This window comes from Cellulomonas sp. ICMP 17802 (assembly GCF_041295535.1).
Classification (GTDB): domain Bacteria; phylum Actinomycetota; class Actinomycetes; order Actinomycetales; family Cellulomonadaceae; genus Cellulomonas.
Genome location: NZ_JBGFQZ010000028.1, coordinates 1 through 25,307, shown reverse-complemented (window position 1 = coordinate 25,307; position 25,307 = coordinate 1). Strand labels below are relative to the sequence as shown.

The following is a 25,307-nucleotide window of genomic DNA, read 5'->3' as shown; positions in this document are numbered from 1 at the left end:
TGCTCGGCGGGGCCGTCCTGCCTGGTCACGGGCGGTGGGCGACGTCCCAGGCCTGGGCCGTGCCCGGCGGGACGACGACGGAGAGCTTCCCGTCCTTCACCGTGGCGTCGGCGCACTCCTGCGTCGAGAGCACGTCGCAGTACCGGCCGTCCGGCAGGCTCGTCGCCAGCTCGGTGCGCAGCTCGGCGTCGCCCGCGTTGACCACGACGAACCCTCGTTCCCCCCGGCCGAGCGCGACCGCGTCGCCCTCGGACCAGACGTCCGTCCGCGGCGCGTCGCCGACGACGTTGCGCCAGCCCACCATGCCCGCGATCTCCGGCCACCGGTGCTGGCAGACCCAGGCGCCGGCGGCGGGGTCGGCGTCGGGGCCCGGCGCGTCACCGCAGGTCGCGTCGAGCACGCGCCCGTCGGCGTCCTGCGGAGGGCCGGCGTCGCGGTCCGAGAACGCGTACCCCGTGTAGACCGCGGGGATGCCGTAGCTGCTGGCGAGCATGAGCACGTTCGCCAGCGCGTACTGCGCGCCGTCGCGGTAGCTGAGCGTGGAACCGTTGCGCTCGGTGTCGTGGTTGTCGACGAAGATCACCGCGTCGTCGGACGGCAGGTACCGCGACGTGGTGCCCAGGTCGAGCGCGAGGCCCGGCGACCCGGCGAGCACGCCCTTGACGTCCTTGCCCCACGCGAACTCGTAGACATGGCCGTTGTCGGTGTACTGCTCCGGCGTGACCGGCTCGCCGCTGCCGCGGATGACCTCCTGCGCGATGCCCGTGCCCGCGGGCAGCTCCGCGACGACCGCCGCGATGTCCGCGGGAGCCATGTGCTTGGCGGCGTCGATGCGGAAGCCGTCGACGCCCAGCGACACCAGGTCCTGCAGGTAGGCCACGATCGTCGACCGCACGTGGTCGGTCTCCGTCGCGAGGTCGGCCAGGTTGACCAGCTCGCACGTCTGGACCTGGGCGGCGTTCTTGTAGTCGGCGATGTCGTCGTCCGGCGTCAGCCCGCAGTGGTGGAAGTCCGCGTCGGTGTAGGTGCCCGGGTAGTCGTAGTGGCTGTAGGTCGACCCCGCCCAGCCGGTGCCGGGCGCGTCCTGGCCGGTCATGTGGTTGACCACCGCGTCGGCCCAGACGTCGACGCCCGCGTCGTGGCACGTCTGCACCATCGCCGCATACTGCTCGCGGGTGCCCAGCCGGGACTCCACCCGGTAGCTGACCGGCTGGTAGGCCGTCCACCACTGCTCGCCCAGGATGTGCTCCTGCGGCGGGCTGGTGAGCACCCACGCGTAGCCTGCCGGGCCCAGGTGGTCGGTGCACTCGGTGGCGATCGCGTCCCAGGTCCACTGGAACATCTCGACGCCCACGTCGTGCCCACCGCCGTCGGGGGGCGAGACCGACGGCTCGGGCGTCCCGCTGCACGCCGCGAGGAGCAGGAGCGCGCCGACCAGGGCTGCCACGCGGGCGGTCAGGCGCGTCACAGCGACACCGACCTGCCCACCAGCACCAGCTCCGACGTGTGCGACCCCTCGATCCCCACGCCGGGCGGCCGCGGCCGGAACCCGGGCAGGTCCTCGAGCCCGTCGCTGCCGTCGGCCACCCGCAGCGTGGCCGCCGTGCCGGGGTCCAGCGTCAGCGTGACGTGCACGCCGTCGGCCGGCGGGGCGTTGAACACCACGTCGAAGGTGCCGTCGGAGACCGGCACGTCGCGGCCCTCGACCTCGGCCGTCCGCACCGTGGCGTCGGCCAGGTGCAGGCCGACCAGGCGGACCGGTCGCTGCGGGACCACGGTCAGCTCGAGGGTCCGGACGCCGTCCGCGGTCGTGTCGGAGTTCGTGGTGATCTCCGGCGCGGGCAGGTCGGCCGCCTCCGCGGAACCCGTCCAGACGCCGTCGGTCAGCAGCGGGAACGTCGACGCGACGTCGTCGTGGCCCGACACGTACTGGCTGGTCCAGTCGCTGGGCGAGGCCTCGGAGCTGACCCACCACGCCTTCCCCGAGTCCGCGTCGAGCGCGTACATCAGCTGGGTCGGTAGCGGGTGCCGCTCGTCGAACCGGTCGACCACCAGGCCGACCCCGACGCAGGCCACCGCGAGCGCGCCCGCCACCAGCGCGGGGAGCAGCGCGCGACGCCCAGCCGGGACCACGCGGTCGAGCACGGGCAGGAGCGCCAGCCCGAGCAGCACGGCGAACAGGGCCGGGGCCGCGCCCGTCGCCAGCCCCAGGGCGGGCAGGAACAGCAGGACGATCGGCGCCAGCACGACGACCGCGACCGCCCCGACGACTGTGTGCACCACGACGCGCCCGGTCTCGCCGAGGCGCAGCGCGACGATGCCGCCGACGCCCCCCGCGAGGGCTGGCAGCGCGGCCAGGTACGAGCCGCCCGGGGTCACCGCCGCCAGCACGAGACCGAGCACCGCCAGCCACCCGAGCGCCCCGACCACCAGGGCCGGGGCCCCCAGCCGTCCCCGCAGCGTGCCGAACCAGACCAGCAGCACGGTCGCGACCAACGCCATCAGCGCAGCGCGGAACCACCAGGGCTGCCAGGGGTCGATCATCTCGGAGTACCCGGGCCGCAGCGCGACCAGCAGCATCCAGAACAGCTGGGCCACGACCGCCACCAGCACGATCGGCGCCAGCCCCCAGGCGAACCCCGCGGCCAGCCGGCGCCCGCGCACCAGGCCGCTGCGCACGGACAGCCACCCCAGCGCGACGACCGCGAGCAGGGCGAGCACCGCCACCGGCCACACGAGCCAGCCCGGGTAGCGCGCGAGCTCGCCGAGCACCGGGAAGTACGTGGCGTCGTCCGCCGACGGCACGCTCAGCGCGGCGATGTCGTCGTCGCCGAGGTGCCGCACGAGCGCCAGGGCGTTGGACCCGTGGTGCTGCAGGCTCGCGAGGTCCATGTACTCCGGCCGGTCCTCCGGCGAGTGGTAGACCGCCGAGCCGTCGATGTACGCCGAGTTGAGGCCCGTGAACCGCTCCTGCTCGCGGAACGGCGTGAAGTCGGTGTCGTTCGGCAGGATCCGGTAGACCTCGACCGCCATGCTGCTGCCGACGGGGTGCGGCACGGTGGAGTACACGTCGACCAGGGCGGCGTTGCCCCGGGACGTCTCGAACATGATCGCCGGGCCCGAAGCCCCGCGGGCCTCGACGTTCAGCACCACGCCGCCGTCGGCGCCGAGCGGGGCGTCGTGCACGAACGCCTCCGCGCCGCACAGGCACGCCTCCTCGGCGTCCGTGAAGAGCAGGACCACGTCGTTCTTCAGCGCCGGCCCCTCGTGCAGGGCTCGGGCGGTCTCCAGCAGGGTGGCGGTGCCGGCGCCGTCGTCGTTGGCGCCGTACGACACCTGCACCGAGTCGTAGTGGGCGACGAGGAAGATCCGCCCGGTCGAGTCGGTGCCGGGGATCTCCGCGACGACGTTCTGCACGGCCGCGAGCCCGTACGTGCTGCCCAGCGCGCCCGTGGCACCGACGCCGTCCACGACCTCGGGCTCCAGGCCCAGGTCGGTGAGCGTGTCGACGATGTGCGCGCGGACGTCGCCCGCGGCCGGGCTGCCGGCCGGGTGGACCTCCTGGCCGACGGCCTCGACGTGCTGGAACGCGCGCTGCGCGCTGAACTCGTCGGCGGGAGCGTCGGCGGGGGCCGGGGCCGGGGGCCAGACGGTCCACAGGCTCACGGCCGTCAGGACGGCGAGCACGACCAGGCTGAGCAGGGAGAGGCCGCGGGACCTCGTCGTCACGTTCACGGCGACCATGATCCCTGGCGGAGTGTCGTGCTGAGGACCACCACGCCGCTCCTAGGGTGGGCCGCGTGCCTCGCGTCCTGGTCAACGGTCCCGCGTCCTGGAACACCCTCATCCGCCTCGCGGCCCTGCCCGAGCCGCGCTCGCAGACCCTGTTCGCGAGCAGCCACCACGACGGGCTCGGCGGGACCTCGGCCGGCAAGGCGCTGACGCTGGCGGCGCTCGGCGTCGACGTCACGCTCCGCACCGCGCTGGGCGACGACCGCGAGGGAGGACTCGTCCGCGCCGCCCTGGCGCACCCGCGCATCGACCTGGTCGCGCAGGGCGTCGCTCGCACCGAGCGGCACGTCAACCTCATGGCCGACGACGGCTCGCGCGTGTCCGTCTACCTCGAGCTGCCGAACCCGGAGCCGGGCGCCGTGCCGTCGTTCGACGGCGTGGACGTCGCCGTCCTCGACCTGGCCGACCACAGCCGTCCGCTCCTGGACGCCGCCCGCGCCGCCGGCGTCCCCGTCTGGTGCGACGTGCACGACGACGACGGCGTCGCCGGCTACCCCCGCGACTTCGTCGCCGCGGCGGACGTGCTGCTGGTCAGTGCCGCGAGCCTGGCCGACCGGCGCGCCTACCTCGCGGGCGCGGTCGCCCGCGGCTGCCGGCTCGCGGTCTGCACCGACGGCGCGGCGGGTGCCCTCGCGCTGGACGCCGACGGCTGGATCGAGGTGCCGGCCACGCCCGTGGCCGAGGCGGTGGACACCAACGGCGCCGGCGACGCGTTCCTCGCCGGGCTGATCTCCGGGGTCCTCGACGGGCTGGCGGTCGAGTGCGCGCTCGCGCGCGCGTCCGCGACGGGAGCGCTCGCGGTCACGACCCGCGACCTCGGCGCACCGACCGCCACGGTCGACAGCGTCGACGAGCTCGCGAGGAGCGTGGCGGTCCGTCGCCTGTGACCCGCGCGCTCGCGACGCGGGATGGATGCCCACATGGATGCGTGCAGCGTGGGGTCCGCGCCGCCCGCCCCTAGACCACGCCGGCGAGACCCTCCGCGACGAGCAGGGCGCCGATCACCCCGAGGACCGCGGCCATCACCGCGCCGCTGTGGGCCCGCAGCCAGTCCCGGGCGCGACCGAGCGGGCCGAGGATCCGCGGTCCCCGCACGACGAAGAGCAGCCACGGCAGCGCCACCGTGCACGACGCGATCGCGGTGAAGGCCACCACGGCCGTCGCCGACCGGGCACCGGTCAGGTCGGCGGCGCCGATCGCCAACCCGCCCGCCGCGGCGAGCACCAGGATCTTCGGGTTGGCCCGCGGACAGGAGCAGGCCCCAGCGCACCGCGGCCGCCGGCCCGGCGTCGCTCAGCGCGGCCATCCAGGCCGGCTCGGCCTTCGACCCGCGCGAGAGCCACTGCCGCGCGGCGAGCGCGAGCAGCAGCACACCGAGCGCGAGCTTGGTCCACGGGACCCAGGTGGGCGTCGTCTCGTGGAGCTCGACGAACGAGGCCACCGCGGCGGCGACACCGCACGACGCCGCGATGCCGACCGCCCAGCCGAGGAGGAAGGCCCCTCCGGCGGCGCGAGGTCGCGGCGTGAACAGCAGGAGGATGGCCGGGATCACCGGGAACGGCGAGGCGGCGATGCCGAGGGCCAGCGGCGCGATCTCGAGCAGCATCGGTCGCCTCCCGGGCGTCGTCGTCGCCCGGATCGTCTCACGCCGGGGTCAGCCGCCGGAGACGCTCAGCTCGGCCTCGTGCAGCGCCTTGGCGAACTCCTCGGACAGCTCGCGCGAGTCGAGCCAGCCGTATGGCAGGAGCGGTCGCTTGGGCGAGCCGGCCCGGCCGCGCTGCCCCTCGGCGCCCGCACCCGGGTAGCCCTGGTCGAGGTCGAGGCGGGCGAGGCGCTCGTCGAGCTCGGCCATGGTCGACACCAGCCCGAGCGCGGCCCGGGTCTCGCCGCCGACGACGTAGCCCTTGAAGTACCAGGCCATGTGCTTGCGCATCTCGCGCAGCGCCTTGCCCTCGTCGCCGAAGTGCTCGACCATCAGCTCGGCGTGCCGGCGGACGATCGTCGCGACGTAGCCGAGCCCGGGCGTGATCCGCTCGTCCGACCCCGCGAACGCGGCCGCGAGGTCGGCGAACAGCCACGGTCGGCCCTGGCAGCCGCGGCCGACGACGACGCCGTCGCAGCCGGTCTGGGCGACCATCTCGAGCGCGTCCTCGGCCGACCAGATGTCGCCGTTGCCCAGCACCGGGACGTCGGTCACGGCCTGCTTGAGCTGCGCGATCGCGTCCCAGTCAGCCGTGCCGGAGTAGTAGTCGGCGGCGGTGCGGGCGTGCAGCGCGACGGCCGCGACGCCGACCTCCTGCGCGACCAGGCCGGCCTCGAGGTAGGTCAGGTGGTCGTCGTCGATGCCCTTGCGCATCTTCACCGTGACCGGGACGCCGTACGGGCTGGCGGCGTCGACGGCGGCCGTGACGATGTTGCGGAAGAGGTCCCGCTTCCAGGGCAGGACGGCTCCCCCGCCGCGGCGCGTGACCTTGGGCACCGGGCAGCCGAAGTTGAGGTCGACGTGGTCGGCGCGGTCCTCGGAGGCGATGAGCCGCACGGCGGCTCCGACGGTCGCCGGGTCGACGCCGTAGACCTGGACGGACCGCGGCCGCTCGTCGGGCTCGTGCGAGATGATCCGCATCGACTCCTCGCCGCGCTCGACCAGCGCGCGGGACGTGACCATCTCGGCGACGTACAGCCCGGCGCCGGACTCGCGGCACAGGCGGCGGAAGGCGGCGTTGGTGACGCCCGCCATGGGCGCCAGGACCACCGGGGTGTCGATGGTCAGCGGACCGATGCGCAACGGCGGCAGCACGGCGCCGGGGCGCGCCGGGGCCGCAGGAGTCGTCAGGGTCATGCACCCATTGTCCCCCATGCGCCGCTCAGCCCAGCAGCCAGCCGTACTCCTGCGCCAGCCGCACCGCTTCCGCCCGCGTCCGGGCGCCTGTCTTGCCCATGGCCGCGGACAGGTAGTTGCGCACCGTGCCCTCCGAGAGGAAAGTCTCGCGGGCGATGTCCGCGACCGTCCCACCATGGGCGGCGACGACGAGCACGTCGCGCTCGCGGTCGGTCAGCGGGCTGGTGCCCACGGTGAGCGACTCGACCGCGAGGTCCGGGTCGATCACGCGCAACCCGCGGTGCACGCGCCGCACCGCGTCGGCCAGCTGCTCGGCGGGGGTGTCCTTGACGACGAAGCCGCTGGCCCCGGCGTCGAGCGCCCGGCGGACGTAGCCGGGGCGGCCGAAGGTGGTGACGATGAGCGAGCGGCACGCGGGGTACCGGGCCTTGAGCTCCGCGGCGGCGGCGATGCCGTCGAGGCCCGGCATCTCGACGTCGAGCAGGGCGACGTCGGCCGCGTGCTCGCGGGCGGCCTCGAGCACCTCGTCGCCGCGACCGACCTGGGCGACGACCGTGAGGTCCGACTCGAGGTCGAGCAGCGCGGCGAGCGCGCCGCGGACGAGCGCCTGGTCGTCGGCCAGCAGGAGCCGGATCATCGCGCGTCCTTGGTGGTGACCAGCAGCCGGTACCCGCCCAGCGGGCTCGCGGTGACCTCGACCCGTGCCCGGGACTCGCGGGCCCGCTCGGTCAGGCCGCGCAGGCCGTTGCCGGGCACCAGGTCGGCGTTCGCCGGGCCGTAGCCGTCGTCGTCGACGATCAGGGTGTCTCCCGTCATGGTGACCCGGACGCGGCTCGCGGCGGCGTGGCGCAGCACGTTGGTGGTGCCCTCGCGCACCGCCCAGGCGAAGAGCTCGCGCAGGTCGTCCGGCACCTGGTCGACGGTGCCGGGCACGTCCGCCTCCACGCCCGCCGAGTCGAGGGCCTGCCGCGCGCCGGCCAGCTCGCCGGCGAGGGTCACCGCGCGCGTGGCCGACACCATGCCGCGCACGTCCGCGAGCGCAGCACGCGCCAGACCCTGCACCTCCGCGATCTCGGCCCGTGCCCGGTCGGCGTCAACGTCGAACATCTTGCCGGCGAGCTCGGCCTTGACCGCGATCACGGTCAGGCTGTGCCCGAGGATGTCGTGCATGTCGCGCGCGATCCGCTCGCGCTCCCGCTCCACCGCAAGCACCGCGACCTCGTCCTGCGCCAGGGCCAGCTGCCGGTTGCGCTGGACCAGCTGCGTGAACCCGTAGACGGCGACCGAGGCCAGGAACACCGAGATGATCAGGTCGTCGATCGTCTGCCAGCCCGGCACGATCCGCGGCACCACGAGCACGACGACCGCGGCGAACACCGGCACCAGCAGCGCGCGGGGGTCGCGCAGCAGGAACACCGCGGACACGCACACGAAGACCAGCCCGACCAAGCCCTGCTCGTCGGCGGCCAGGCAGGAGACCGCGACGAGGACCAGCTGCTGGAGCAGGATGAACGCGCTGCGGGGGTCCGGCGACCGCCCGCGGTGCGGGCCCGCCTGCGTGAGCACCACCCACGCGAAGCTGACGGCCAGGGCGGCGATCGCGACCAGCGACAGGATCCGCTCGACGTCGTGGGGCGCGTCCCAGGCCGCCTGCCACGGCTGGAGCAGGAAGACGGCCCACACGATCCCCATGGCCGGGCCGACCACTCGCATGACCCGCCGCGTGCGCGGTCGCGCGATCCCGTCGGCCTCCGACGCGTACGCGAGCCGACCGCCCCAGCTGGGCCAGTGCTCGTCGCGCACGCCCGTGCCGTCGCCCCGCTCCGTGCGTCGCCTCACGGCGTTCACGGTAGCGGGGCGACGGCGCGGCCCCTCGTCCGAGGTGCTGGTCACACGCGCGCCGTGTCGCGGCGGAACCGCCACGCCGCGCCGCCGACGAACACCGCGGCCCACCCGACCACGTTGATCACGGCCCAGATGCTCGGCGCGTCCCCCGTGAGGGGCGCCCGCACGATCTCGGCCAGGCCATAGGTGGGGACCACCTTGGCGATGTCCGCGAACAGGCCCTCGCCGAGCGGGACGAACAGGCCGCCCGCGAAGGCCAGCAGCGCGAGCACCGGGCCGAGGATCTGCATGACGTTCTCGGCCGGGAGCAGGTACCCCATGAACAGGCCGAAGGCGGCGAAGACCACCGAGCCGGCCCAGGCCAGCCCGAGGGACGCGACGAGCGCGCCGGTGTCGCCGGTCGCGCCGCTGACCAGGCCGACGGCCGCCACGACGAGGACCGCCGCCAGGCCCATCACCATGGCGACGGCCACCTTGGTGAACACGTAGGTGGCCGGTCGCAGCGGCGTCAGGCGCAGCTGGCGCGTCCACCCCTGCGAGCGCTCGACGGACACGCTCGCGCCGCCGCTCGTGGTGGCCAGCATCGCGCCGTAGAGGGCCATCGAGACCATGATCCAGGCGGTGACGTTGCCGTTCCCGACCGACTGCGTCTTGTAGGCGTCGGCCGTGCCGAAGATGAGGAAGAACGCCGGCGGCATGATCAGCGTGAAGATGACCGTGCGGCGGTTGCGCAGCAGGCGGCGCAGCTCGATGGCGAGGAACGGGCCGTTGACCAGGGAGGTCCGCGGTGCGCGGTCCCGGACGGTGGTGGTGGCGGGCAGGACGGCGGCGCTCATGCGGCACTCCCGGAAGTCGTCAGGGCGAGGAACGCGTCCTCGAGCCCGCGGGCGGTGATCTCGATGTCGCTCGCCGCGGTGGCGGTGAGCAGGTGGCGCGCGACGCCGTCGGAGTCCGACGTGTGCACGAGTACGCGGTCGCGGCGCAGCTCGACGGACTGGACGCCGGGGATGGCCCGCAGGGCGGCGCTCTCGGCGGCCGTCAGGTCGGGCAGGGTCGCGGTGACCAGCCGGCCCGAGGCCATGTTCTTCACCTGCGCGGCGGACCCGTCGGCGACGATCCGGCCGTGGCTGACCAGCACGATGCGGTCGGCGTAGGCGTCGGCCTCCTCGAGGTAGTGCGTCGCGAACAGGATCGTCCGGCCGCGCGAGGCGTCGGCCCGCAGGGCGGTCCAGAAGTCGCGGCGCCCCTCGACGTCCATGCCGGTGGTCGGCTCGTCGAGCACCAGCACGTCGGGGTCGGGCAGCAGCGCGAGCGCGAACCGCAGCCGCTGCTGCTGGCCGCCCGAGCACTTGCCCACCTTGCGGTCGGCGATGTCCGCGATCCCGGCCCGGGCCAGGACCTCCTGCGCGGTCCGCGCCGACCGGAAGAACGAGGCGGTCAGCTCGACCGTCTCGCCCACCGTGAGGTCCTTGAGCAGCCCGCCCGTCTGCATGACGGCGGACACCCGCCCCTCCGCGATCGCGCGGCTGGGGTCGAGCCCGAGCACCGACACGGAGCCCGCGTCGGGCTGGGCCAGGCCGAGCAGCATGTCGATCGTGGTCGTCTTGCCCGCGCCGTTGGGGCCGAGGAACGCGACGACCTCACCCGGCGTGACCGCCAGGTCGATCCCGTCGACGGCGCGCACGGCGCCGAAGGACTTGTGCAGACCGCGCAGCTCGATCGCCAGCGGTCCCGGGCCGGCCGGGGCCGGCGTGGGGAGGGTGTCGGTGAAGGTCATGGCTCGATCCTGACGGTCCGGGCCGGGCCGCTCCCCCGCCGCACGTCATCGACCGGGGATGACGGATGTCATGCGCGGACACGGCGACGCCCGCCCCGCGCGTGCGGGACGGGCGTCGTGGTCCGACCGGGTCAGCAGCCGACGAGGTGCTGCGCCAGGTAGCCGGTGACCTTGTCGAGGGCCACGCGCTCCTGCGTCATGTCGTCGCGGTGGCGGATGGTGACGGCCTGGTCGTCGAGCGTCTCGAAGTCGACCGTGATGCAGAACGGCGTGCCGATCTCGTCCTGGCGGCGGTAGCGACGGCCGATGGCGCCGGCGTCGTCGAACTCCACGTTCCAGCTCTTGCGGAGCTCGGCGGAGAGGTCGCGGGCCTTGGGCGACAGCGCCTCGTTGCGGGACAGCGGCAGCACCGCGGCCTTGACCGGGGCCAGGCGCGGGTCGAGCCGGAGCACCGTGCGGACGTCGACGCCGCCCTTGGTGTTGGGCGCCTCGTCCTCGGTGTACGACTCGACCAGGAACGCCATGAGCGAGCGGGTCAGGCCGGCCGCGGGCTCGATGACGTACGGCACGTAGCGCTCGTTCTTGGCCTGGTCGAAGAACGACAGGTCCTGGCCCGAGTGCTCGGTGTGCGTCTTGAGGTCGAAGTCCGTGCGGTTGGCGATGCCCTCGAGCTCGCCCCACTCGCTGCCCTGGAAGCCGAAGCGGTACTCGATGTCGACGGTGCGCTTCGAGTAGTGCGACAGCTTCTCCTTCGGGTGCTCGTAGTGGCGCAGGTTGTCGCGGTCGATGCCCAGGTCGACGTACCAGTCGGTGCGCTGGTCGATCCAGTACTGGTGCCAGGTCTCGTCGGTGCCGGGCTCGACGAAGAACTCCATCTCCATCTGCTCGAACTCGCGCGTGCGGAAGATGAAGTTGCCGGGCGTGATCTCGTTGCGGAACGACTTGCCGATCTGGCCGATGCCGAACGGCGGGCGCATGCGCGCGGTGGAGTACACGTTCTTGAAGTTCACGAAGATGCCCTGCGCGGTCTCGGGCCGCAGGTAGTGCAGGCCGGACTCGTCCTCGACCGGGCCGAGGTACGTCTTGAGCATCATGTTGAAGTCGCGGGGCTCGGTCCACTGGCCGCGGGTGCCGCAGTTCGGGCAGGCGATGTCGGCCAGGCCGTGCTCGGGGGCGCGGCCCTTCTTCTCCTCGTACTCCTCGAGCATGTGGTCCTCGCGGAACCGCTTGTGGCAGGAGAGGCACTCGGTCAGCGGGTCGGTGAAGACGCCGACGTGGCCGGAGGCGACCCAGACCTGGCGCGGCAGGATCACCGACGAGTCGAGGCCGACGATGTCGTCGCGGCCGGTCACCATCGTGCGCCACCACTGGCGCTTGATGTTCTCCTTGAGCTCGACGCCCAGCGGTCCGTAGTCCCAGGCCGACCGGGTACCGCCGTAGATCTCACCGCTCGGGAAGACGAACCCGCGCCGCTTGGCGAGGGAGACGACGGAGTCCAGGCGGGAGGGTGCAGCCACGATCGATCACTCCAGGGTGGTGGCGCCCGCGGCTGGGTGTCGCGGGCGGGTGGACCACGGCGATGGTCGCCGCGGTTGAGGCGCTGCCCAGGCTACCCGTCGGTGGCCGCGGCCGTTTTGACAACCGTTCTCGTCTAACTGAGAATGATCGTCATGTCCATCGCGCTCCGGCGACGAGCCCTGCTCGCCCTCGCACCCCTGCTGCTGACCGGCTGCGCCGCCGGCGCCACGCCGGGGGTCGCGGAGGGCACCGTCGACGTGATGGCCTCGTTCTACCCGCTGCAGCTCGTCGCCGAGCAGGTGGGGGGCGACCGCGTGACCGTGCGGTCGCTGACGCCGCCCGGGGCGGAGCCGCACGACGTCGAGCTCTCCCCCGCGCAGGTCTCCCGGATCGACGGCGCCGACCTGGTGGTCTACCTCTCGGGGTTCCAGGCCGCGGTCGACGACGCCGTCGCCCTGACCTCCCCGGCGCACGTGGTGGACGCCGCCGACGACACCACGCTCATGACGCCCGCCGAGGAGCACAGCCACGAGGACGGCGCCGCCGAGGCCGACGAGCACGGGGCCCTGGACCCGCACTTCTGGCTCGACCCCAGCAGGATGCCGGCGGTCGTCGACGACGTCGCCGCGCAGCTCAGCGCGATCGACCCGGACGGCGCCGACACGTACGCCGCGAACGCCGCGGCGCTGACGCAGCGGTTCGAGGACCTCGACGCGGCCTACTCCGCCGGCCTGGCGCAGTGCGAGACCCGCACGTTCGTCACCTCGCACGAGGCGTTCGGGTACCTGGCGGACCGTTACGACCTGCACCAGGTCGGCATCTCCGGCATCGACCCCGAGGCCGAGCCCTCGCCCGCCCGGCTTGCCGCGGTCGAGAAGATCGTCCGCGACCAGCACGTCGGCACGATCTTCTTCGAGAGCCTGGTGAGCCCGAAGGTCTCGGAGACGCTGGCCGGCGACCTCGGGATCCGGAGCGCCGTCCTGGACCCCATCGAGGGGCTCGCGGACCCGGCCGACGACTACTTCTCCGTCGCCGAGCGCAACCTCGACGCCCTCCGCATGGCATTGTCCTGCTCGTGAGCACCCCCGTGATCGAGGCCACCGGCCTGGGCGTGACGCTCGGCGGGCAGCCCATCCTCGACGGGATCGACCTCGCGGTGCCCGCCGGCGAGGTGCTCGCCCTGCTCGGGGCCAACGGGTCGGGCAAGTCGACGCTCGTGCGGACGCTGCTCGGCGTGCTCCCCCGGACCACGGGCGACGTCCGCCTCTTCGGCACCGACCTCGGTCCGTCGGCGCCGTGGCACCGCGTCGGGTACGTGCCGCAGCGTCTCCCCGCCGCCGCGGGCGTCCCCGCCACCGCGTCCGAGGTGGTGACGTCCGGGCTGCTGCACGGCCGGTCGCTGCGCCCGCCTCGGGGGCACCGCCGTCGGGTCCTCGACGCCCTGACCGACGTCGGCCTGGGCGACCGCACGCACCAGCGCGTGCAGGAGATGTCCGGCGGCCAGCAGCAGCGCGTGCTCATCGCCCGCGCGCTGGTCCGCAACCCCGACCTGCTGGTGCTCGACGAGCCCACGTCCGGGATCGACATCCCCACGCAGGCCACGTTCGTCGACACGATCAGCCGCCTGCACGACGCCGGCACCACCGTCGTCGTGATCCTGCACGAGCTCGGTCCGTTCGCGCCGCTGATCGACCGCGCGGTCGTGCTGCGGCACGGCCGCGTCGCGCACGACGGCGCACCGCCCCGCGCCCGCGGCGAGCACGCCGGCGAGTGGCACGACCACACGCACGCGCACCCCGACCCCGAGCCCCCGCGCACCGGGCCGTCCCTGTCCGTGGAGGTGAACCCGTGACCGCGTGGGACCAGGTGGTCGAGCTGCTCACCTCGCCGCTCATGCAGCGGGCGCTGCTCGCGGCCGTCCTCGTCGGCGCGGCCGCCCCGGTCGTCGGCACCTTCCTCGTGCAGCGCCGCATGGCCCTCATGGGGGACGGCATCGGGCACGTCGCGCTCACCGGCGTCGCGCTCGGCTGGCTCGTCGGCAGCTGGGCCGGGCTGGTGCCGCAGGACGCGCTCGCCGTGCCGGGCGCGGTCGTCGCGGCCATCGTCGGCTCCGTGGTCATCGAGCTCGTGCGCGAGCGCGGCCGCACCAGCGGCGACCTGGCCCTCGCGCTCATGTTCTACGGCGGCATCGCGGGTGGCGTGCTGCTGATCAAGGTCGCCGGCGGCACCAACGCCAACCTCATCAGCTACCTGTTTGGCTCAATCTCGACCGTGTCGACCGCGGACCTCTGGTGGACCGCCGGGCTCGCGGTGGTCGTGCTGGGCGTCGGGCTCGGCCTGCGCACCGCGCTGTTCGCCGTGAGCCACGACGAGGAGTTCGCGCGCGCCAGCGGCCTGCCCGTGCGGGCGTTGTCCATGGTGGTCGCGGTGATCGCCGCCCTCACGGTCACCATCGCGATGCGCGTGGTCGGCCTGCTGCTGGTCAGCGCGCTGATGATCGTGCCCGTGGCCATCGCGCAGCTGTTCGCCCGCTCGTTCGGCCGCACGATGACCCTGGCCAGCGTGATCGGCGTCGTCGTCAGCGTGGCCGGGCTGGTGCTCACGTACTGGCAGGACATCCCGCCGGGCGCGACCATCGTCGTCCTCGCCATCCTGGTGTACGCCGTGGCGGCCACGCTGCGCCCGCTGTTCTCCCGCCCGCAGCCCCCGCGCGACCCGCACCCCGACATGGTCGACGACGTGCTGCTCGTGGACGACGTGCACGACGTCGCCGACGACGACGAGGCCGCGGTTAGGCGACCCTCACCGACCCCCTAGGATCGGGTCGTGGACCCCCGCGACGCCTACCACCTCGGCAGTGTGCCGATCGGGCTTGCCGTCGCCGGGCTGTTCGTCATCGTGATGGCCCGCTCGCACGCCACCTACTGGGCCGGGCGGGGCGTCGTCCGCGGCGCCCGGGCGGTGGACGAGCAGGAGCGCGCACCGGGCTGGTGGCACGCGTCCGTCCGCCGGCTCGAGGCCTGGACCGGCACCAGCAGCGCGCAGCGCGGGCTCGACCTCGTACGGCGCTGGGGCCCGGTCGCGGTCACGCTGGCCTACCTGACCGTGGGGGTGCAGACGGCGGTGTTCGCCGCGTCCGGCCTGCTCAAGATGCCCTACCTGCGCTTCACGCTCGCCTCGATCCCCGGCGCGCTCGTGTGGGCCGTGGTCTGGGCGACGATCGGGTTCGGCGCGGTCTGGGGTGCGCTCACCCTGCTCGCGCGGTCGCCGTGGGCCCTCGCCGCCGCCGTGCTCGTGGTGGTCGTCGTCGTCGGCTGGGCGGTCCGGCGCCGCCGGGTGCGTCGCGCGGCGGAGCCGGTGCCGGCGAGCATCGCGGAGTAGCGCGCGATCCATACTTGCCAAGTTGGAAAGTTCGATTCATACTTTCCACCATGGAAACTGTGGATGGTGCCCCGAGTCCTGACGACGCAGCGGCGGCCCTTGCCGAGGCCGAGCACTCGCGCGAACGGCTCGCCCACGACGTCGCGCTGCCCTCGTACTTCCACACCTCGATCGGGGCGGCGGTCGCGCTGCAGATCGGCACGACCGCCCTCGCCCTGGCCGGGGTGGGCCCGCGGCCCGTGTTTATGGTCGAGGCCGGGATCCTCGTCCTCGCCGTGGTTGCCTTCGTCCAGCTCCGCCGGTTCCGACGGCTGAACGGCCTGTGGGTCAGCGGACTCGCCAGCCGCGTCGTCGGCGGGACCGCGACCGCGGCGTCCGTCTCGTACGCCCTCGGGCTCGGCGGCGCGATCTGGGCGGCGTTCGAGGCGCAGTGGGCTCTCGTCGTCGTGTGCTCGGTCGCCGGGGGCGTGGCCTACGCGTTGAGCGGCCGCCGCTGGGTGCGGCTCTACCGGTCCGACCCCTCCGCGCACAGCCGCGGCGAGTCCGCCGCCTGGCTGGTCTGCCTGGTCGTCGTCGCCCTCGCCGGCCTCGCGCTGCTGCTGATCGGTCGATGATGGCCGAGCTCGACGCCGCCATCCACTCGCCTGCCCGGCTGAAGCTCATGACGATGCTCACGGCGGTCTCGGAGGCGGAGTTCTCGACCCTGCGCGACCGGCTGGACGTCAGCGACTCGGTCCTGTCGAAGCACGTGGCCGCCCTGTCCGACGTCGGTTACGTCACCAGCCGCAAGGGCGTCCACCTGCAGCGCCGGACCACGTGGATCTCGCTCACGGCGGTCGGTCGCAAGGCCCTGAGCGCGCACGTCGCCGCCCTCCGGGAGCTCATCGCCGGCGTGGAGTAGCGCTCCGGCGGGACCGGATCGCGGTGCGTCAGGCCGGGGGCTGAGCCGCCCGGTCGACCGCCCCGCCGTACCGCCGGTCGCGCCGGGCGTACGTCTCGACCGCCCGCCACAGGTGCCGTCGGTCCACGTCCGGCCAGGGCTCGTCGAGGAACACCAGCTCCGCGTAGGCCGCCTGCCAGATCATGAAGTTCGACGTCCGCTGCTCGCCCGACGAGCGCAGGAACAGGTCGACGTCGGGCAGGTCGGGCTCGTCGAGGTAGCGGGCGAACAGCTTCTCGTTGACCTTGTCGGGCTTCACGCGGCCCGCCGCGACCTCGCGCGCGATGGCCTGCGCGGCGTCGGCGATCTCGGCCCGGCCGCCGTAGTTCACGCACATGGTCAGGGTCACCGTGGAGTTGTTCTTCGTGAGCTCCTCGGCCGTCTCCAGCTCGGTGATCACCGAGCGCCACAGCCTCGGGCGGCGGCCCGCCCAGCGCACCCGGACGCCCCACGAGTTCATGAGGTCCCGCCGGCGCCGCAGGACGTCCCGGTTGAACCCCATGAGGAAGCGGACCTCGTCGGGCGACCGGGACCAGTTCTCGGTGGAGAACGCGTACGCCGAGATGTACTCGACGCCCACCTCGATCGCTCCGGCGACGACGTCGAGCAGCGACGCCTCTCCCGCCGCGTGCCCGGCGGTGCGCGGCAGCCCGCGCGCGTTGGCCCAGCGGCCGTTGCCGTCCATGACGACGGCGACGTGCCGCGGCACGAACTCGCGCGGGATCGCGGGGGCGCGCTCGCCGCTCGGGTGCGGCGGGGGTGGGACCGGCATTCAGACCCTCTCGACCATCGGCAGCGAGCGCAGCTGGCGCTCGAGGTGGAACTGGCAGAACGCGGCGACCAGTCCGTTGCCCTCGCCGCGGTGCCGCTCGGCGCTCGCGTCGGCGACGGACCAGTCTCCCTCGAGCAGCGCGGCCAGGAGCGCGAACGTCTCGGGCGCAGGCGCCGCAGCGCCCGGAGGCCGGCACGCGCGGCAGACGGCGCCGCCCGACGCCACCGCGAATGCGGAGTGCGGGCCGGGCTCGCCGCAGCGCGCGCAGTCGGTGAAGCTGGGCGCCCAGCCGGCCGTCGCGAGCGCCCGAAGCAGGTACGAGTCGAGGATCAGGCCCGGCGCGTGCTCACGGTAGGCGAGCGCCTTCACCGCCCCGACCAGCAGCCAGTACTGCTGCAGCGAGGGCTCGTGCTCGGCCTCGACCAGCCGGTCCGCCGTCTCCAGCATCACCGTGCCGGCCGTGTAGAGGGTGTAGTCCTCGCAGATCCGGCGCCCGAACGGCCCGAGCGTCTCGGCCTGCGTGACGATGTCGAGGTTGCGGCCGGTGCTCAGCTGGAGGTCGACGTACATGAACGGTTCGAGCCGCGAGCCGAACTTCGACGAGGTGCGACGCACGCCCTTGCCGACGGCACGGACCTTGCCGTGCGACCGGGTCAGGAGGGTGACGATGCGGTCGGCCTCCCCCAGCTTGTGGGTGCGCAGCACGATCGCCTCGTCGCGGTAGAGGCTCACCGGGTCATTGTCCCCCGCGCCACCCACAGTCCGCGTCGGCGCGCGGGGCGGCCGGCGGCGGATCGGGCGGCGGAGTCGCGACGGCCCCGGGGGGACGTCACGGAGCGCGGCGTGCCCGACACCGGTCACGCCACGAGGTCGGCGACGAGCTCCGCGAAGCAGACATCGATCGCGGACCGCACACCGATCGCCGACCGACGCTCGCTGCCACCAGGCACCGGCCCGATCGGCACAGGCGGGTTCGGGGCGCGACTGAGGTACTCGTGCCCGGTTGGCGTCGTGGTCAGGACCGGGTGACCAGGCCCTGCCCGCTGGACCGGCCGGCGCGACCACCCCGGCGCCTCCTTGGCCAGGTTGCAGGCGACGCAGAGCCCTTCGCCGTTCTCCGCCGTCGTCGGGCCACCGGCTGCCGCCGGGACGATGTGATCGATGTGCCGGACCGGGGCACCGCAGTACGGCGTCCGGCAGACTCCCTGGTCGCGGATCCGCAGGAACTCGGCCAGGCCCTCGGGATGGAACCGCGCCCGGGAGGTCATCGCCACCAGGTCGCCACCAGGATCGGCGTACAGCCGCCGCAGCCACGCGGCGTCGGCATCGACCCCGGCGGCCACGAGCTCGCGGGCGACCTGCGCGGGCACCGGGCCCCCAGCGGCCAGATGCCCGGACTCGTGCCCCGCGCCGAGCAGCGCGGCGTCGCTGAGCACGAGGTTCACCGTGACGGGGACCGCTGACGCGCTCGACTGACCGGTGACCAGCTCGACGAGGGTGTCCGCCATGATCTGCCCGCGACCTCGTCGCGCGCCTGCCGGACCGTCGTCGCTCGCAGCGGATCCCGCGGGTCCTCCGTCCGGGACCACCGCCGCCGCGTCGGCCGCCCGACTCAGCGCCGCGTAGGCCGCGACACCCTGCGCGACGGGGAGCAGCGCCGTGAGGTAGGTCATCGTGTCCGGGGCGGGCCGCAGGGTCACGCAGCGCTCCGACTCGGCACGCCGGGCGCGCCGCACGACCGCGGCGGGGTCGAGCCGCGCCGCGTGCGCCCGCGCCGATGCGACGAGCTGACGCGTCCCGATCCCCACCAGCCCCGAGGGGTCGGCGCAGAGCAGGGCGTCCACCTCGCGGCGGTCCTCGATCTCCAAGCAGGCGGTCTCCTGGACCAGCAGCATCGCGCGGTGCTCGGTGAGCCACCCCGCCCGAAGAGCACCGAACGTGTGCGGCATCTCGGCGATCCATACCTTCGCCGCGCCCAGCAGCGCCGCGCCTCGGTGCGGAGACTCCCGGCGTGCGAGGCCCACCTGGGCCGCGACACCCAAGCCGCGCCGCCGCGCCGGCACACCCGCGAGCGCCTGCCGGTCGCGTTCCGCGCGGTCGAGCTCGACCGCCGCCTCCGCCTGGAGCGCGCACGCCGCGGACTTGAGATCCTCCAGCGCGGCGAGCAGGTCCACGAGCGCCGCACCCGGCCCTGCGACGCCGCCACCTTGCATCAGCTCGTGGCGCCAGCGCTCGATCGTGTCCGCGTCGATGCGACGCGGCGCGGCGGGCTGAGTGGAGGTCACGAACAGAGTCTATCGAACACCTGTTCGATCTGCCAGGTTTGTCCACATCTTGGCGTTCGACTGACAGGCAGGATGCGCGTCAGAAGCCGAACGTCATGACCGCCGGCACCGCGCCGTCGGCGAGCGCCTCGAGCACCGCGCGCTCGTGCGGCACGACAGGCTCGGGCAGCGCGCCGAGCGAGAACCAGCGCAGGTCGGCGGCTTTGTCCGGCTCCTGGAGCGCGGGGTCCCCGGTCCACCGCTCGCACGCGAAGAACCAGTCGACGCGCTCGTCGATCGGCGCCCCGGTGCCGTTCGTGCGGTGCATGCCGGTGAGTCCGGCGAGGTCGGTGGCGGCGACCTCGATGCCGAGCTCCTCGCGCGCCTCGCGGGTCGCGGCGGCGGTCACCGACTCGCCGCGCTCGACGTGCCCGGCCGCCGCGCAGGCCCAGTACCCGTCCATGTAGCCGGTGCCCCGCCGCAGCTGGAGCAGGACCTCGCCACCACGTCGGAGGACGAGGTAGGCGGCGGGGACGACCTGGAAGCGCACGGCAGCCACCGTAGCCCGGTGCCGCCGGCCGAGGTCGACCGGCCGCGCCGCCGACGCCTCGTCGGCTCGCGCCCGTCGGGGGTGGTGACGGGCAGGCGAGCGAGGGTCGGCGGCGCGGGCGGCGCGCCGGGCGGGTCGGGGTTGCCGACGGACGACCGGGCGCGCCCCGGACGGCGGGTGGCGTCGCCGTCGCGCGGGGCTGGTCCGCGGGGGTCGACCCGTCAGCGCTCGTGCCGGTTGACGGCCGAGATGATCGCCTTGAGCGAGGCGGTGGTGATCGAGGGGTCGATGCCGACGCCCCAGAGGATCTCGTCGCCGATCGCGCACTCCACGTACGCGGCCGCGGTGGCGTCGCCGCCCGACGAGAGCGCGTGCTCGGCGTAGTCCAGCACCGCCACGTCGACCCCGAGGGACTTCACGGCCGCGACGAACGCGGCGACCGGCCCGTTGCCGGAGCCCTGCAGGGTGCGGGGCACGCCGCGGTCGACGAGGTCCACCTCCAGCGTGTCCGGCCCGTCCTCGACGCTGGTCCCCCGCGTGCCACGCAGTGAGAAGCGACCCCACGGGGCGAACGGGCTGCCCGGCTCGACGGGCAGGTACTCGTCGTTGAAGATGTGCCAGAGCTCGTCGGCCGTGACCTCGGTGCCGTGCTGGTCGGTGTGCCGCTGCACCACCTGCGAGAACTCGATCTGCAGCCGGCGCGGCAGGTCGAGGTCCTTCTCGGACTTCATCAGGTAGCTGATGCCGCCCTTCCCGGACTGGGAGTTCACGCGGATGATCGCCTCGTAGGACCGGCCGACGTCCTTCGGGTCGATGGGCAGGTACGGGACGGCCCAGACCAGGTCGTCGATGGACTTGCCCTGCCGCTCGGCCGCGACCTCCATCGCGGTCAGGCCCTTCTTGATGGCGTCCTGGTGGGAGCCGGAGAAGGCCGTGAACACCAGGTCGCCGCCGTACGGGTGACGCTCGCCGACGGGCAGCTGGTTGCAGCGCTCGACCGTGCGGCGGATGTGGTCGATGTCGGAGAAGTCCAGCTGCGGGTCGATGCCCTGGCTGAACAGGTTCATGCCGAGCGTCACCAGGTCGACGTTGCCGGTGCGCTCGCCGTTGCCGAACAGGCAGCCCTCGATGCGGTCCGCGCCGGCCAGGTAGCCCAGCTCCGCCGCCGCGACGGCCGTGCCGCGGTCGTTGTGCGGGTGCAGCGACAGGACGACGCTCTCCCGGTACCGCAGGTTCCGGCTCATCCACTCGATCGAGTCCGCGTAGACGTTGGGCGTCGCCATCTCGACCGTAGCCGGCAGGTTGATGATCACCTTGCGGTCGGGCGTCGGCTCGAGGACCTCCAGCACGGCGTTGCAGATGCGCAGCGCGTACTCCAGCTCGGTGCCGGTGTACGACTCGGGCGAGTACTCGTAGTACACGTCCGTGTCGGGGACCAGCTCCTCGAACTTCTTGCAGAACCGGGCGCCCGAGACCGCGATGTCGACGATGCCGTCCTCGTCGGAACGGAACACGACCTCGCGCTGCAGGGTCGACGTCGAGTTGTACAGGTGCACGATCGCCTGCTTGGCGCCCGCGATGGCCTCGTACGTCCGCTCGATCAGGTGCTCACGTGCCTGGGTCAGCACCTGGATGACGACGTCGTCCGGGATGCGGTCCTCCTCGATGAGCATCCGCACGAAGTCGAAGTCGGTCTGCGAGGCGGACGGGAAGCCGACCTCGATCTCCTTGAAGCCCATCTGCACCAGCAGCTCGAACATCTCGAGCTTGCGCGCGGGGTTCATCGGCTCGATCAGCGCCTGGTTGCCGTCGCGCAGGTCGACCGCGCACCAGCGGGGCGCCTTCGTCGCTCGCGCGTCGGGCCAGCGGCGGTCGGGGAGGTCCACGCGGATCTGCTCGTGGAAGGGGCGGTACTTGTGCACCGGCATCGACGACGGCTGCTGTGCGCTCGTCTCCAGGTAGGTCATGGTCTTCTCGTCCTTCGGGCGGTTCGGCGGGGGGTCAGCCGGCACACACGACACCGCGACGAGGATGCGGCCTAGAGGGCCTCGTCGCGGCAACGAAGAAGGAGGGTGACTGCGAGCACGACGTCACGTTACCCCCATCGTCCGGGCGCCACGCAACCGCGTCTCAGCGCAGCGCCACCAGCGCGTCGTCGCCGAGGGCGTACAGGTGGCTGCCCAGCCGGACCACCCGCGTCGTCCCGGCGGGCACCGGGACCTCCCACGCCGCCGCGCCGTCGTCGAGGGCCACGGCGCTCAGCACCGGGGTGCCGTCGGAGGTGTCGTGCTCGACGGCGACCCGGCGACCGTCCGTGAACGCGCGGCCGATCGACGGCCCGAACGCGTGCGTCCAGGCCTCCTTGCCGGTCGCCGCATCCAGCCCCACCAGGGCTCCCCCGCCCCGCAGCACCACGCGTCCGGCGGCGTCGACCACGACCTCGGGCGCGGGGGCCGAGGCCAGCCAGACCTGCTCGGCGGTGCCCCGGTCGTACGCCCGGACGCGCCCGCCGGACGTGAGGCCGCCCGCCGCGAAGACGAGGCCGGACGACCCGTCGCTCACCGTCGGCGCCACGAGCACCCCGCGCACCGAGGCCCACGGCTCGCCGCGGCCAGTCGAGAGCTGGGAGATCGCGTCGACGCCGGCGTCGCGGAGCCGGTAGCGCGTGCGCACGAGCGTGCCGTCCTCGAGCAGCCGGGTCTGGTCCTCGACCGTCGCGCCGGCCGGCCGCGGCAGCCGCTCCCCCGACGCCGCGTCGAGCACGAGGGTCACGTCGTTGCCCGCGGCGAGGACGAGCCCCGCGGCCGCGACGAGCGACACGCGGCCGTTCGACGCCGACTGGAAGGTGGACCAGCGCTGCGTCTGCCACCGCACCGCCCCGGTCGCCGGGTCGAGCCGACGCACGGTGAGCATGCCCCAGGCGTACGTCGCCACGACGAGGTCGGAGCCGGCCTGCGCCGTCGCGACCACCCAGCCCCCGATGTCGCTGCGGTGCAGCACCGTCCCGTCGACGGGGTCGAGGACCAGCAGCACCGCGGTCCCGTCGTCGCCGTTGGTGTCCCCGGGGACCAGCACGCGCCGGTCGGACGGCGGCGCCGGCCCCACCACGCACGCGAGGTGCCCCTCGAGCGGCCGGCACAGCACGTTCTCGGGCGCGGGATGGTCGGCCAGGGACACCGACCAGCGCTGCTGCCCGTCGACGACGTCCAGCCCGACGATCTGCCGGCCGGCCGTCGTCGCCCCGACGGCCACGATCACGTCGCCCACCAGCAGGGGCACCACGGACCCGTCGACGGCCGTCGTCCACCGCACCCCGGGCGGGTCCGCGAGCGACCGGACGGCACCCGGGAACGCCGCCGCGCCCAGCACCGCGGCACGCTCCTGGTCGGCGGCCCACCGCGGTGCGCCCACGACGACCGTCGCCAGCACGACCACCGTCGCGACGACCGCCGCCGCCGCCCGACCTGGTCGGCGGGCCACCCACCCGCGCAGCCGCTGGGGGCCGGAGGGCGGGTCCGCGACGCTCGCCCGCTCGTCCTCGTCGAGCCGCACGCGCTGCATGGGGGCCTTGAGCCCGGTGGTCGCCACCGCGGGTCAGCCGTACGCGATCAGGTCGTTCGGCGTGCGCACCACGAGGTGGCCGCCCACGGCGTCGACGTGCCGCACGTGCTCGGGCAGCGGGACCGCCCAGTACCGCACCCCGTCGGAGAGCCCGCGCCCCCAGAGCTCGGGCTTGCCGTCCGGCGACGAGCCGGTACCCAGCACGAGCGTCCCGTCGGAGAGCGGCGGCCACGCGAGCGCGTCACCCGTGTCGACCGACCAGAGCTTGCGGCCGTCAGAGGCGTCGAGCACCCCGTACGTGCCCGCGCCGGACACCACGAGCCGGTGGGACACGAGCAGGCGGGGGTCGAGCGCGGTGCGGGTGCGCCACGTCTCGGTGCCGGTGGCCAGGTCCAGGGCGCCGAGCTGCGGCCCGTCGTCGACCATCACGAGGCCCGGCTCGGAGCCGTCGTCCGCCGCCAGCTGGGCGGGCAGGCTCGAGAGCGCGTAGAGCGGCGTGCCGTCGACGTCGCGCATCTGCCCGCCCCCGACCGGCGCCCAGGTGGCGAACCGGTCTCCCAGCGCGGCCACCTGCAGCCCGGTGAACCGGGCACCGGTCACCAGCGCGTGGCCGTCGTCCACATCCAGCACGATCGTCGACTCGCCGTCGAGGACCACGATCGGGGGCATGACCCGGACGGTCGCCGAGAGCAGCTGCGCGAGCGCCACCGGCGAGACGTACGACCAGACGACCGCGCCCGACCGCCCGCTGCGGCGCTGCACCTGCAGGTGCCCGTCCGGCTGCATGATCCCGATGACGAGGTCGTCGGCCACCCGGTCGATCGCCACGACAGATCCCCGGACCTGCCAGCCGCCCACCCGCGTCCCGTCGCGCGCGGACAGGGGCAGGACCGCGAGGTGCGGCTGCTCCTGGATCGAGGCCTCGTCGGAGTAGACGACCCGGGGCTGGCGCACGAGGCACAGGACCAGCGACCCGACGTCCGCCGCCTGGGCCGGGCAGATCACCGAGGTGCTCTCGAACCCGCTGCGCGAGACGGGGGCGACGGGGACGGTCCAGCGCACGTCACCGGTCGCGGGGTCGTGCGACGTGAGGTCCCAGTCGGTGTCGCCCTCGGCGAGCACCACGAGCGCTCCCTCCGCCGAGAGCACGGTGCCGTTGGCCGTACGGCCCCGGACGTGCCACAGCGGCGCCGGCGCCGCGTCCAGGGGCCGGACCAGCCCCGGCACGGCCACGATCCGGGCGACGAAGGCGCGGTCCCGCGCCGACGCGAGCATGGCGGCCGCGAGCAGGGCGAGCACGACCAGCACGGCGACCGGCCACCAGCGCAGGACGGGGGGATGACCGAGCGGGATCCCCGGCGGCGGCTCGTCGTCCGGGTGGCGCGACCAGGTCGTCGTGGTCGAGGCGTCCTCGATCTCGACGAGCTGCATCCGTGCAGCCAGGCGCCGGTCCGCCATGATCCGACTCTAGGACACGGGCGGCGATCCGGGGGCTCGGACCAGACGCAGCGCGCAGTCGCCGAACGCGACGGTCGAGCCGACCCGCAGCCGGACCTGCTGGTCCACCCGGCACACCACCTGCGCGCCGTCGGGCAGGGTCACCACCGTGCCGTTGGTCGACCCCCGGTCGGCCACCCAGACACCGCCCGGCTCGACGCCGATCTGCAGGTGGGTCTTGGAGACGGACCGGCCCGGGTCGACCACGCGCACCAGCTGGACGTCGGCGTCCGACGCCGGGTTGCGGCCCACGAGCGCCGTCCGCCCGACCGTGATCCGGCGGCCGTCCGAGAGCTCGAGCTCGGCCACCGTGCGGTCGACGGCGACCGAGTCCACCGGCTGCGCCAGCAGGTCGTCGCGGGGCCCCGCGGGGCGGGTCATCTCGAGCTCGGGCGCGAGCCCGTAGCTGAGCCCGACCTGCCGGACGACGGGGGTCGCACGGGTGTCGAGGTCCGGGCCGCTGCGCTGCGGGGACAGGGGCGCGAGCACGAGCGCCGCCGGTCGGCCCTGGTCGAGGACGACGCCGAGGGAGCCGGTCCCCGCCGACGCGGGCGGGTTCGCCACGGCCCAC

At 74.0% G+C, this 25,307-nt stretch carries 24 protein-coding genes and 1 pseudogene; 7 read left to right on the top strand and 18 right to left on the bottom strand.

All coding sequences use genetic code 11. From position 1 onward, the window contains the following. Positions 1–25: 25 nt before the first annotated feature. Entirely contained in the window at positions 26–1,468 is a 1,443-nt protein-coding gene (locus tag AB5970_RS16040) for an alpha-amylase (RefSeq protein WP_370504948.1), read from the bottom strand. Then, positions 1,465–3,735, bottom strand: a complete 2,271-nt coding sequence (locus tag AB5970_RS16035; RefSeq protein WP_370504947.1) for a M28 family peptidase — start codon at positions 3,733–3,735, stop codon at positions 1,465–1,467. The genes AB5970_RS16040 and AB5970_RS16035 overlap by 4 nt, the downstream gene beginning before the upstream one ends. A gap of 65 nt (positions 3,736–3,800) precedes the next feature. Here AB5970_RS16035 and AB5970_RS16030 point away from each other — a divergent pair, with 65 nt between their 5' ends. Beyond that, on the top strand, positions 3,801–4,679 hold the full coding sequence (locus tag AB5970_RS16030) for a carbohydrate kinase family protein (RefSeq protein ID WP_370504946.1): 879 nt from the start codon (positions 3,801–3,803) through the stop codon (positions 4,677–4,679). Positions 4,680–4,749: 70 nt separating this feature from the next. On the opposite strand, the gene AB5970_RS16025 is transcribed toward AB5970_RS16030, so the two are convergent. The 8 genes and pseudogenes from AB5970_RS16025 to AB5970_RS15990 all read right to left on the bottom strand — a co-directional run bounded on the left by AB5970_RS16025 (position 4,750) and on the right by AB5970_RS15990 (position 11,770). After that, on the bottom strand, positions 4,750–5,022 hold the full coding sequence (locus AB5970_RS16025) for a GAP family protein (protein WP_370504968.1): 273 nt from the start codon (positions 5,020–5,022) through the stop codon (positions 4,750–4,752). A gap of 25 nt (positions 5,023–5,047) precedes the next feature. Continuing rightward, positions 5,048–5,398 (bottom strand): annotated as a pseudogene (locus AB5970_RS16020) (GAP family protein); the annotation flags it as partial. Between the two features lie 48 nt (positions 5,399–5,446). Further along, positions 5,447–6,631 carry a tRNA dihydrouridine synthase DusB gene (dusB, locus tag AB5970_RS16015; protein ID WP_370504945.1) on the bottom strand — a complete coding sequence of 395 codons (1,185 nt, stop codon included), beginning with the start codon at positions 6,629–6,631 and terminating at the stop codon, positions 5,447–5,449. A 25-nt stretch (positions 6,632–6,656) separates the two neighbouring features. After that, positions 6,657–7,268, bottom strand: coding sequence for a response regulator (locus AB5970_RS16010; protein ID WP_370504944.1), 612 nt, complete (start codon positions 7,266–7,268; stop codon positions 6,657–6,659). After that, positions 7,265–8,470 carry a sensor histidine kinase gene (locus AB5970_RS16005; protein ID WP_370504943.1) on the bottom strand — a complete coding sequence of 402 codons (1,206 nt, stop codon included), beginning with the start codon at positions 8,468–8,470 and terminating at the stop codon, positions 7,265–7,267. The genes AB5970_RS16010 and AB5970_RS16005 overlap by 4 nt, the downstream gene beginning before the upstream one ends. A gap of 50 nt (positions 8,471–8,520) precedes the next feature. Continuing rightward, complete coding sequence (locus tag AB5970_RS16000) at positions 8,521–9,312, bottom strand: ABC transporter permease (RefSeq protein WP_370504942.1); 792 nt, start codon at positions 9,310–9,312, stop codon at positions 8,521–8,523. Beyond that, entirely contained in the window at positions 9,309–10,253 is a 945-nt protein-coding gene (locus AB5970_RS15995) for an ABC transporter ATP-binding protein (protein WP_370504941.1), read from the bottom strand. The genes AB5970_RS16000 and AB5970_RS15995 overlap by 4 nt, the downstream gene beginning before the upstream one ends. 131 nt (positions 10,254–10,384) lie before the next feature. Next, positions 10,385–11,770 carry a glycine--tRNA ligase gene (locus AB5970_RS15990; RefSeq protein ID WP_370504940.1) on the bottom strand — a complete coding sequence of 462 codons (1,386 nt, stop codon included), beginning with the start codon at positions 11,768–11,770 and terminating at the stop codon, positions 10,385–10,387. Positions 11,771–11,923: 153 nt separating this feature from the next. On the opposite strand from AB5970_RS15990, the gene AB5970_RS15985 reads away from it, so the two are divergent. The 6 genes from AB5970_RS15985 to AB5970_RS15960 are packed head-to-tail and all read left to right on the top strand — an operon-like array spanning position 11,924 to position 16,053. Next, positions 11,924–12,850, top strand: a complete 927-nt coding sequence (locus tag AB5970_RS15985) for a metal ABC transporter substrate-binding protein (RefSeq protein WP_370504939.1) — start codon at positions 11,924–11,926, stop codon at positions 12,848–12,850. Beyond that, the gene (locus tag AB5970_RS15980) at positions 12,847–13,623 is read left to right on the top strand and encodes a metal ABC transporter ATP-binding protein (protein WP_370504938.1); all 777 of its coding nucleotides are present in this window, start codon (positions 12,847–12,849) and stop codon (positions 13,621–13,623) included. Before AB5970_RS15985 ends, AB5970_RS15980 begins: the two co-directional genes overlap by 4 nt. Continuing rightward, positions 13,620–14,588 carry a metal ABC transporter permease gene (locus AB5970_RS15975; RefSeq protein ID WP_370504937.1) on the top strand — a complete coding sequence of 323 codons (969 nt, stop codon included), beginning with the start codon at positions 13,620–13,622 and terminating at the stop codon, positions 14,586–14,588. Before AB5970_RS15980 ends, AB5970_RS15975 begins: the two co-directional genes overlap by 4 nt. A 9-nt stretch (positions 14,589–14,597) precedes the next feature. Then, positions 14,598–15,152 carry a DedA family protein gene (locus AB5970_RS15970; RefSeq protein WP_370504936.1) on the top strand — a complete coding sequence of 185 codons (555 nt, stop codon included), beginning with the start codon at positions 14,598–14,600 and terminating at the stop codon, positions 15,150–15,152. A gap of 50 nt (positions 15,153–15,202) precedes the next feature. Continuing rightward, positions 15,203–15,766 carry a hypothetical protein gene (locus AB5970_RS15965; protein WP_370504935.1) on the top strand — a complete coding sequence of 188 codons (564 nt, stop codon included), beginning with the start codon at positions 15,203–15,205 and terminating at the stop codon, positions 15,764–15,766. After that, on the top strand, positions 15,766–16,053 hold the full coding sequence (locus tag AB5970_RS15960) for a transcriptional regulator (RefSeq protein WP_370504934.1): 288 nt from the start codon (positions 15,766–15,768) through the stop codon (positions 16,051–16,053). Before AB5970_RS15965 ends, AB5970_RS15960 begins: the two co-directional genes overlap by 1 nt. 28 nt (positions 16,054–16,081) lie before the next feature. Here the strand turns inward: AB5970_RS15960 and AB5970_RS15955 are convergent, their stop codons facing one another. The 8 genes from AB5970_RS15955 to AB5970_RS15920 all read right to left on the bottom strand — a co-directional run. Beyond that, entirely contained in the window at positions 16,082–16,864 is a 783-nt protein-coding gene (locus AB5970_RS15955) for an isoprenyl transferase (protein WP_370504933.1), read from the bottom strand. After that, positions 16,865–17,596 (bottom strand): DNA repair protein RecO, encoded by a 732-nt coding sequence (gene recO, locus AB5970_RS15950; protein WP_370504932.1) that lies wholly within the window; start codon positions 17,594–17,596, stop codon positions 16,865–16,867. 125 nt (positions 17,597–17,721) lie between these two features. Continuing rightward, complete coding sequence (locus tag AB5970_RS15945) at positions 17,722–19,149, bottom strand: HNH endonuclease (RefSeq protein ID WP_370504931.1); 1,428 nt, start codon at positions 19,147–19,149, stop codon at positions 17,722–17,724. A 79-nt stretch (positions 19,150–19,228) separates the two neighbouring features. After that, positions 19,229–19,678 carry an NUDIX hydrolase gene (locus AB5970_RS15940; protein ID WP_370504930.1) on the bottom strand — a complete coding sequence of 150 codons (450 nt, stop codon included), beginning with the start codon at positions 19,676–19,678 and terminating at the stop codon, positions 19,229–19,231. Between the two features lie 221 nt (positions 19,679–19,899). Beyond that, positions 19,900–21,645, bottom strand: a complete 1,746-nt coding sequence (gene leuA / locus AB5970_RS15935; RefSeq protein ID WP_370504929.1) for a 2-isopropylmalate synthase — start codon at positions 21,643–21,645, stop codon at positions 19,900–19,902. Between the two features lie 163 nt (positions 21,646–21,808). Beyond that, positions 21,809–23,266 (bottom strand): PQQ-binding-like beta-propeller repeat protein, encoded by a 1,458-nt coding sequence (locus AB5970_RS15930; RefSeq protein WP_370504928.1) that lies wholly within the window; start codon positions 23,264–23,266, stop codon positions 21,809–21,811. Between the two features lie 6 nt (positions 23,267–23,272). After that, a complete protein-coding gene (locus AB5970_RS15925; protein ID WP_370504927.1) occupies positions 23,273–24,697 on the bottom strand; it encodes a PQQ-binding-like beta-propeller repeat protein in 1,425 nt (474 codons plus the stop codon). Between the two features lie 9 nt (positions 24,698–24,706). Then, positions 24,707–25,307: FHA domain-containing protein (locus tag AB5970_RS15920; protein ID WP_370504926.1), on the bottom strand; the 601-nt coding region annotated here is incomplete at its 5' end.

Excerpts from the sequence above, each read along its gene's own strand:
- AB5970_RS16010 (WP_370504944.1), bottom strand. The coding sequence starts at position 7,268 with ATGATCCGGCTCCTGCTGGCCGACGACCAGGCGCTCGTCCGCGGCGCG.
- AB5970_RS16000 (WP_370504942.1), bottom strand. The coding sequence starts at position 9,312 with ATGAGCGCCGCCGTCCTGCCCGCCACCACCACCGTCCGGGACCGCGCA.
- leuA (WP_370504929.1), bottom strand. The coding sequence starts at position 21,645 with ATGACCTACCTGGAGACGAGCGCACAGCAGCCGTCGTCGATGCCGGTG.
- AB5970_RS15995 (WP_370504941.1), bottom strand. The coding sequence starts at position 10,253 with ATGACCTTCACCGACACCCTCCCCACGCCGGCCCCGGCCGGCCCGGGA.
- dusB (WP_370504945.1), bottom strand. The coding sequence starts at position 6,631 with ATGACCCTGACGACTCCTGCGGCCCCGGCGCGCCCCGGCGCCGTGCTG.
- AB5970_RS15955 (WP_370504933.1), bottom strand. The coding sequence starts at position 16,864 with ATGCCGGTCCCACCCCCGCCGCACCCGAGCGGCGAGCGCGCCCCCGCG.
- AB5970_RS15965 (WP_370504935.1), top strand. The coding sequence starts at position 15,203 with ATGGAAACTGTGGATGGTGCCCCGAGTCCTGACGACGCAGCGGCGGCC.
- AB5970_RS15960 (WP_370504934.1), top strand. The coding sequence starts at position 15,766 with ATGGCCGAGCTCGACGCCGCCATCCACTCGCCTGCCCGGCTGAAGCTC.
- AB5970_RS15985 (WP_370504939.1), top strand. The coding sequence starts at position 11,924 with ATGTCCATCGCGCTCCGGCGACGAGCCCTGCTCGCCCTCGCACCCCTG.
- AB5970_RS15925 (WP_370504927.1), bottom strand. The coding sequence starts at position 24,697 with ATGGCGGACCGGCGCCTGGCTGCACGGATGCAGCTCGTCGAGATCGAG.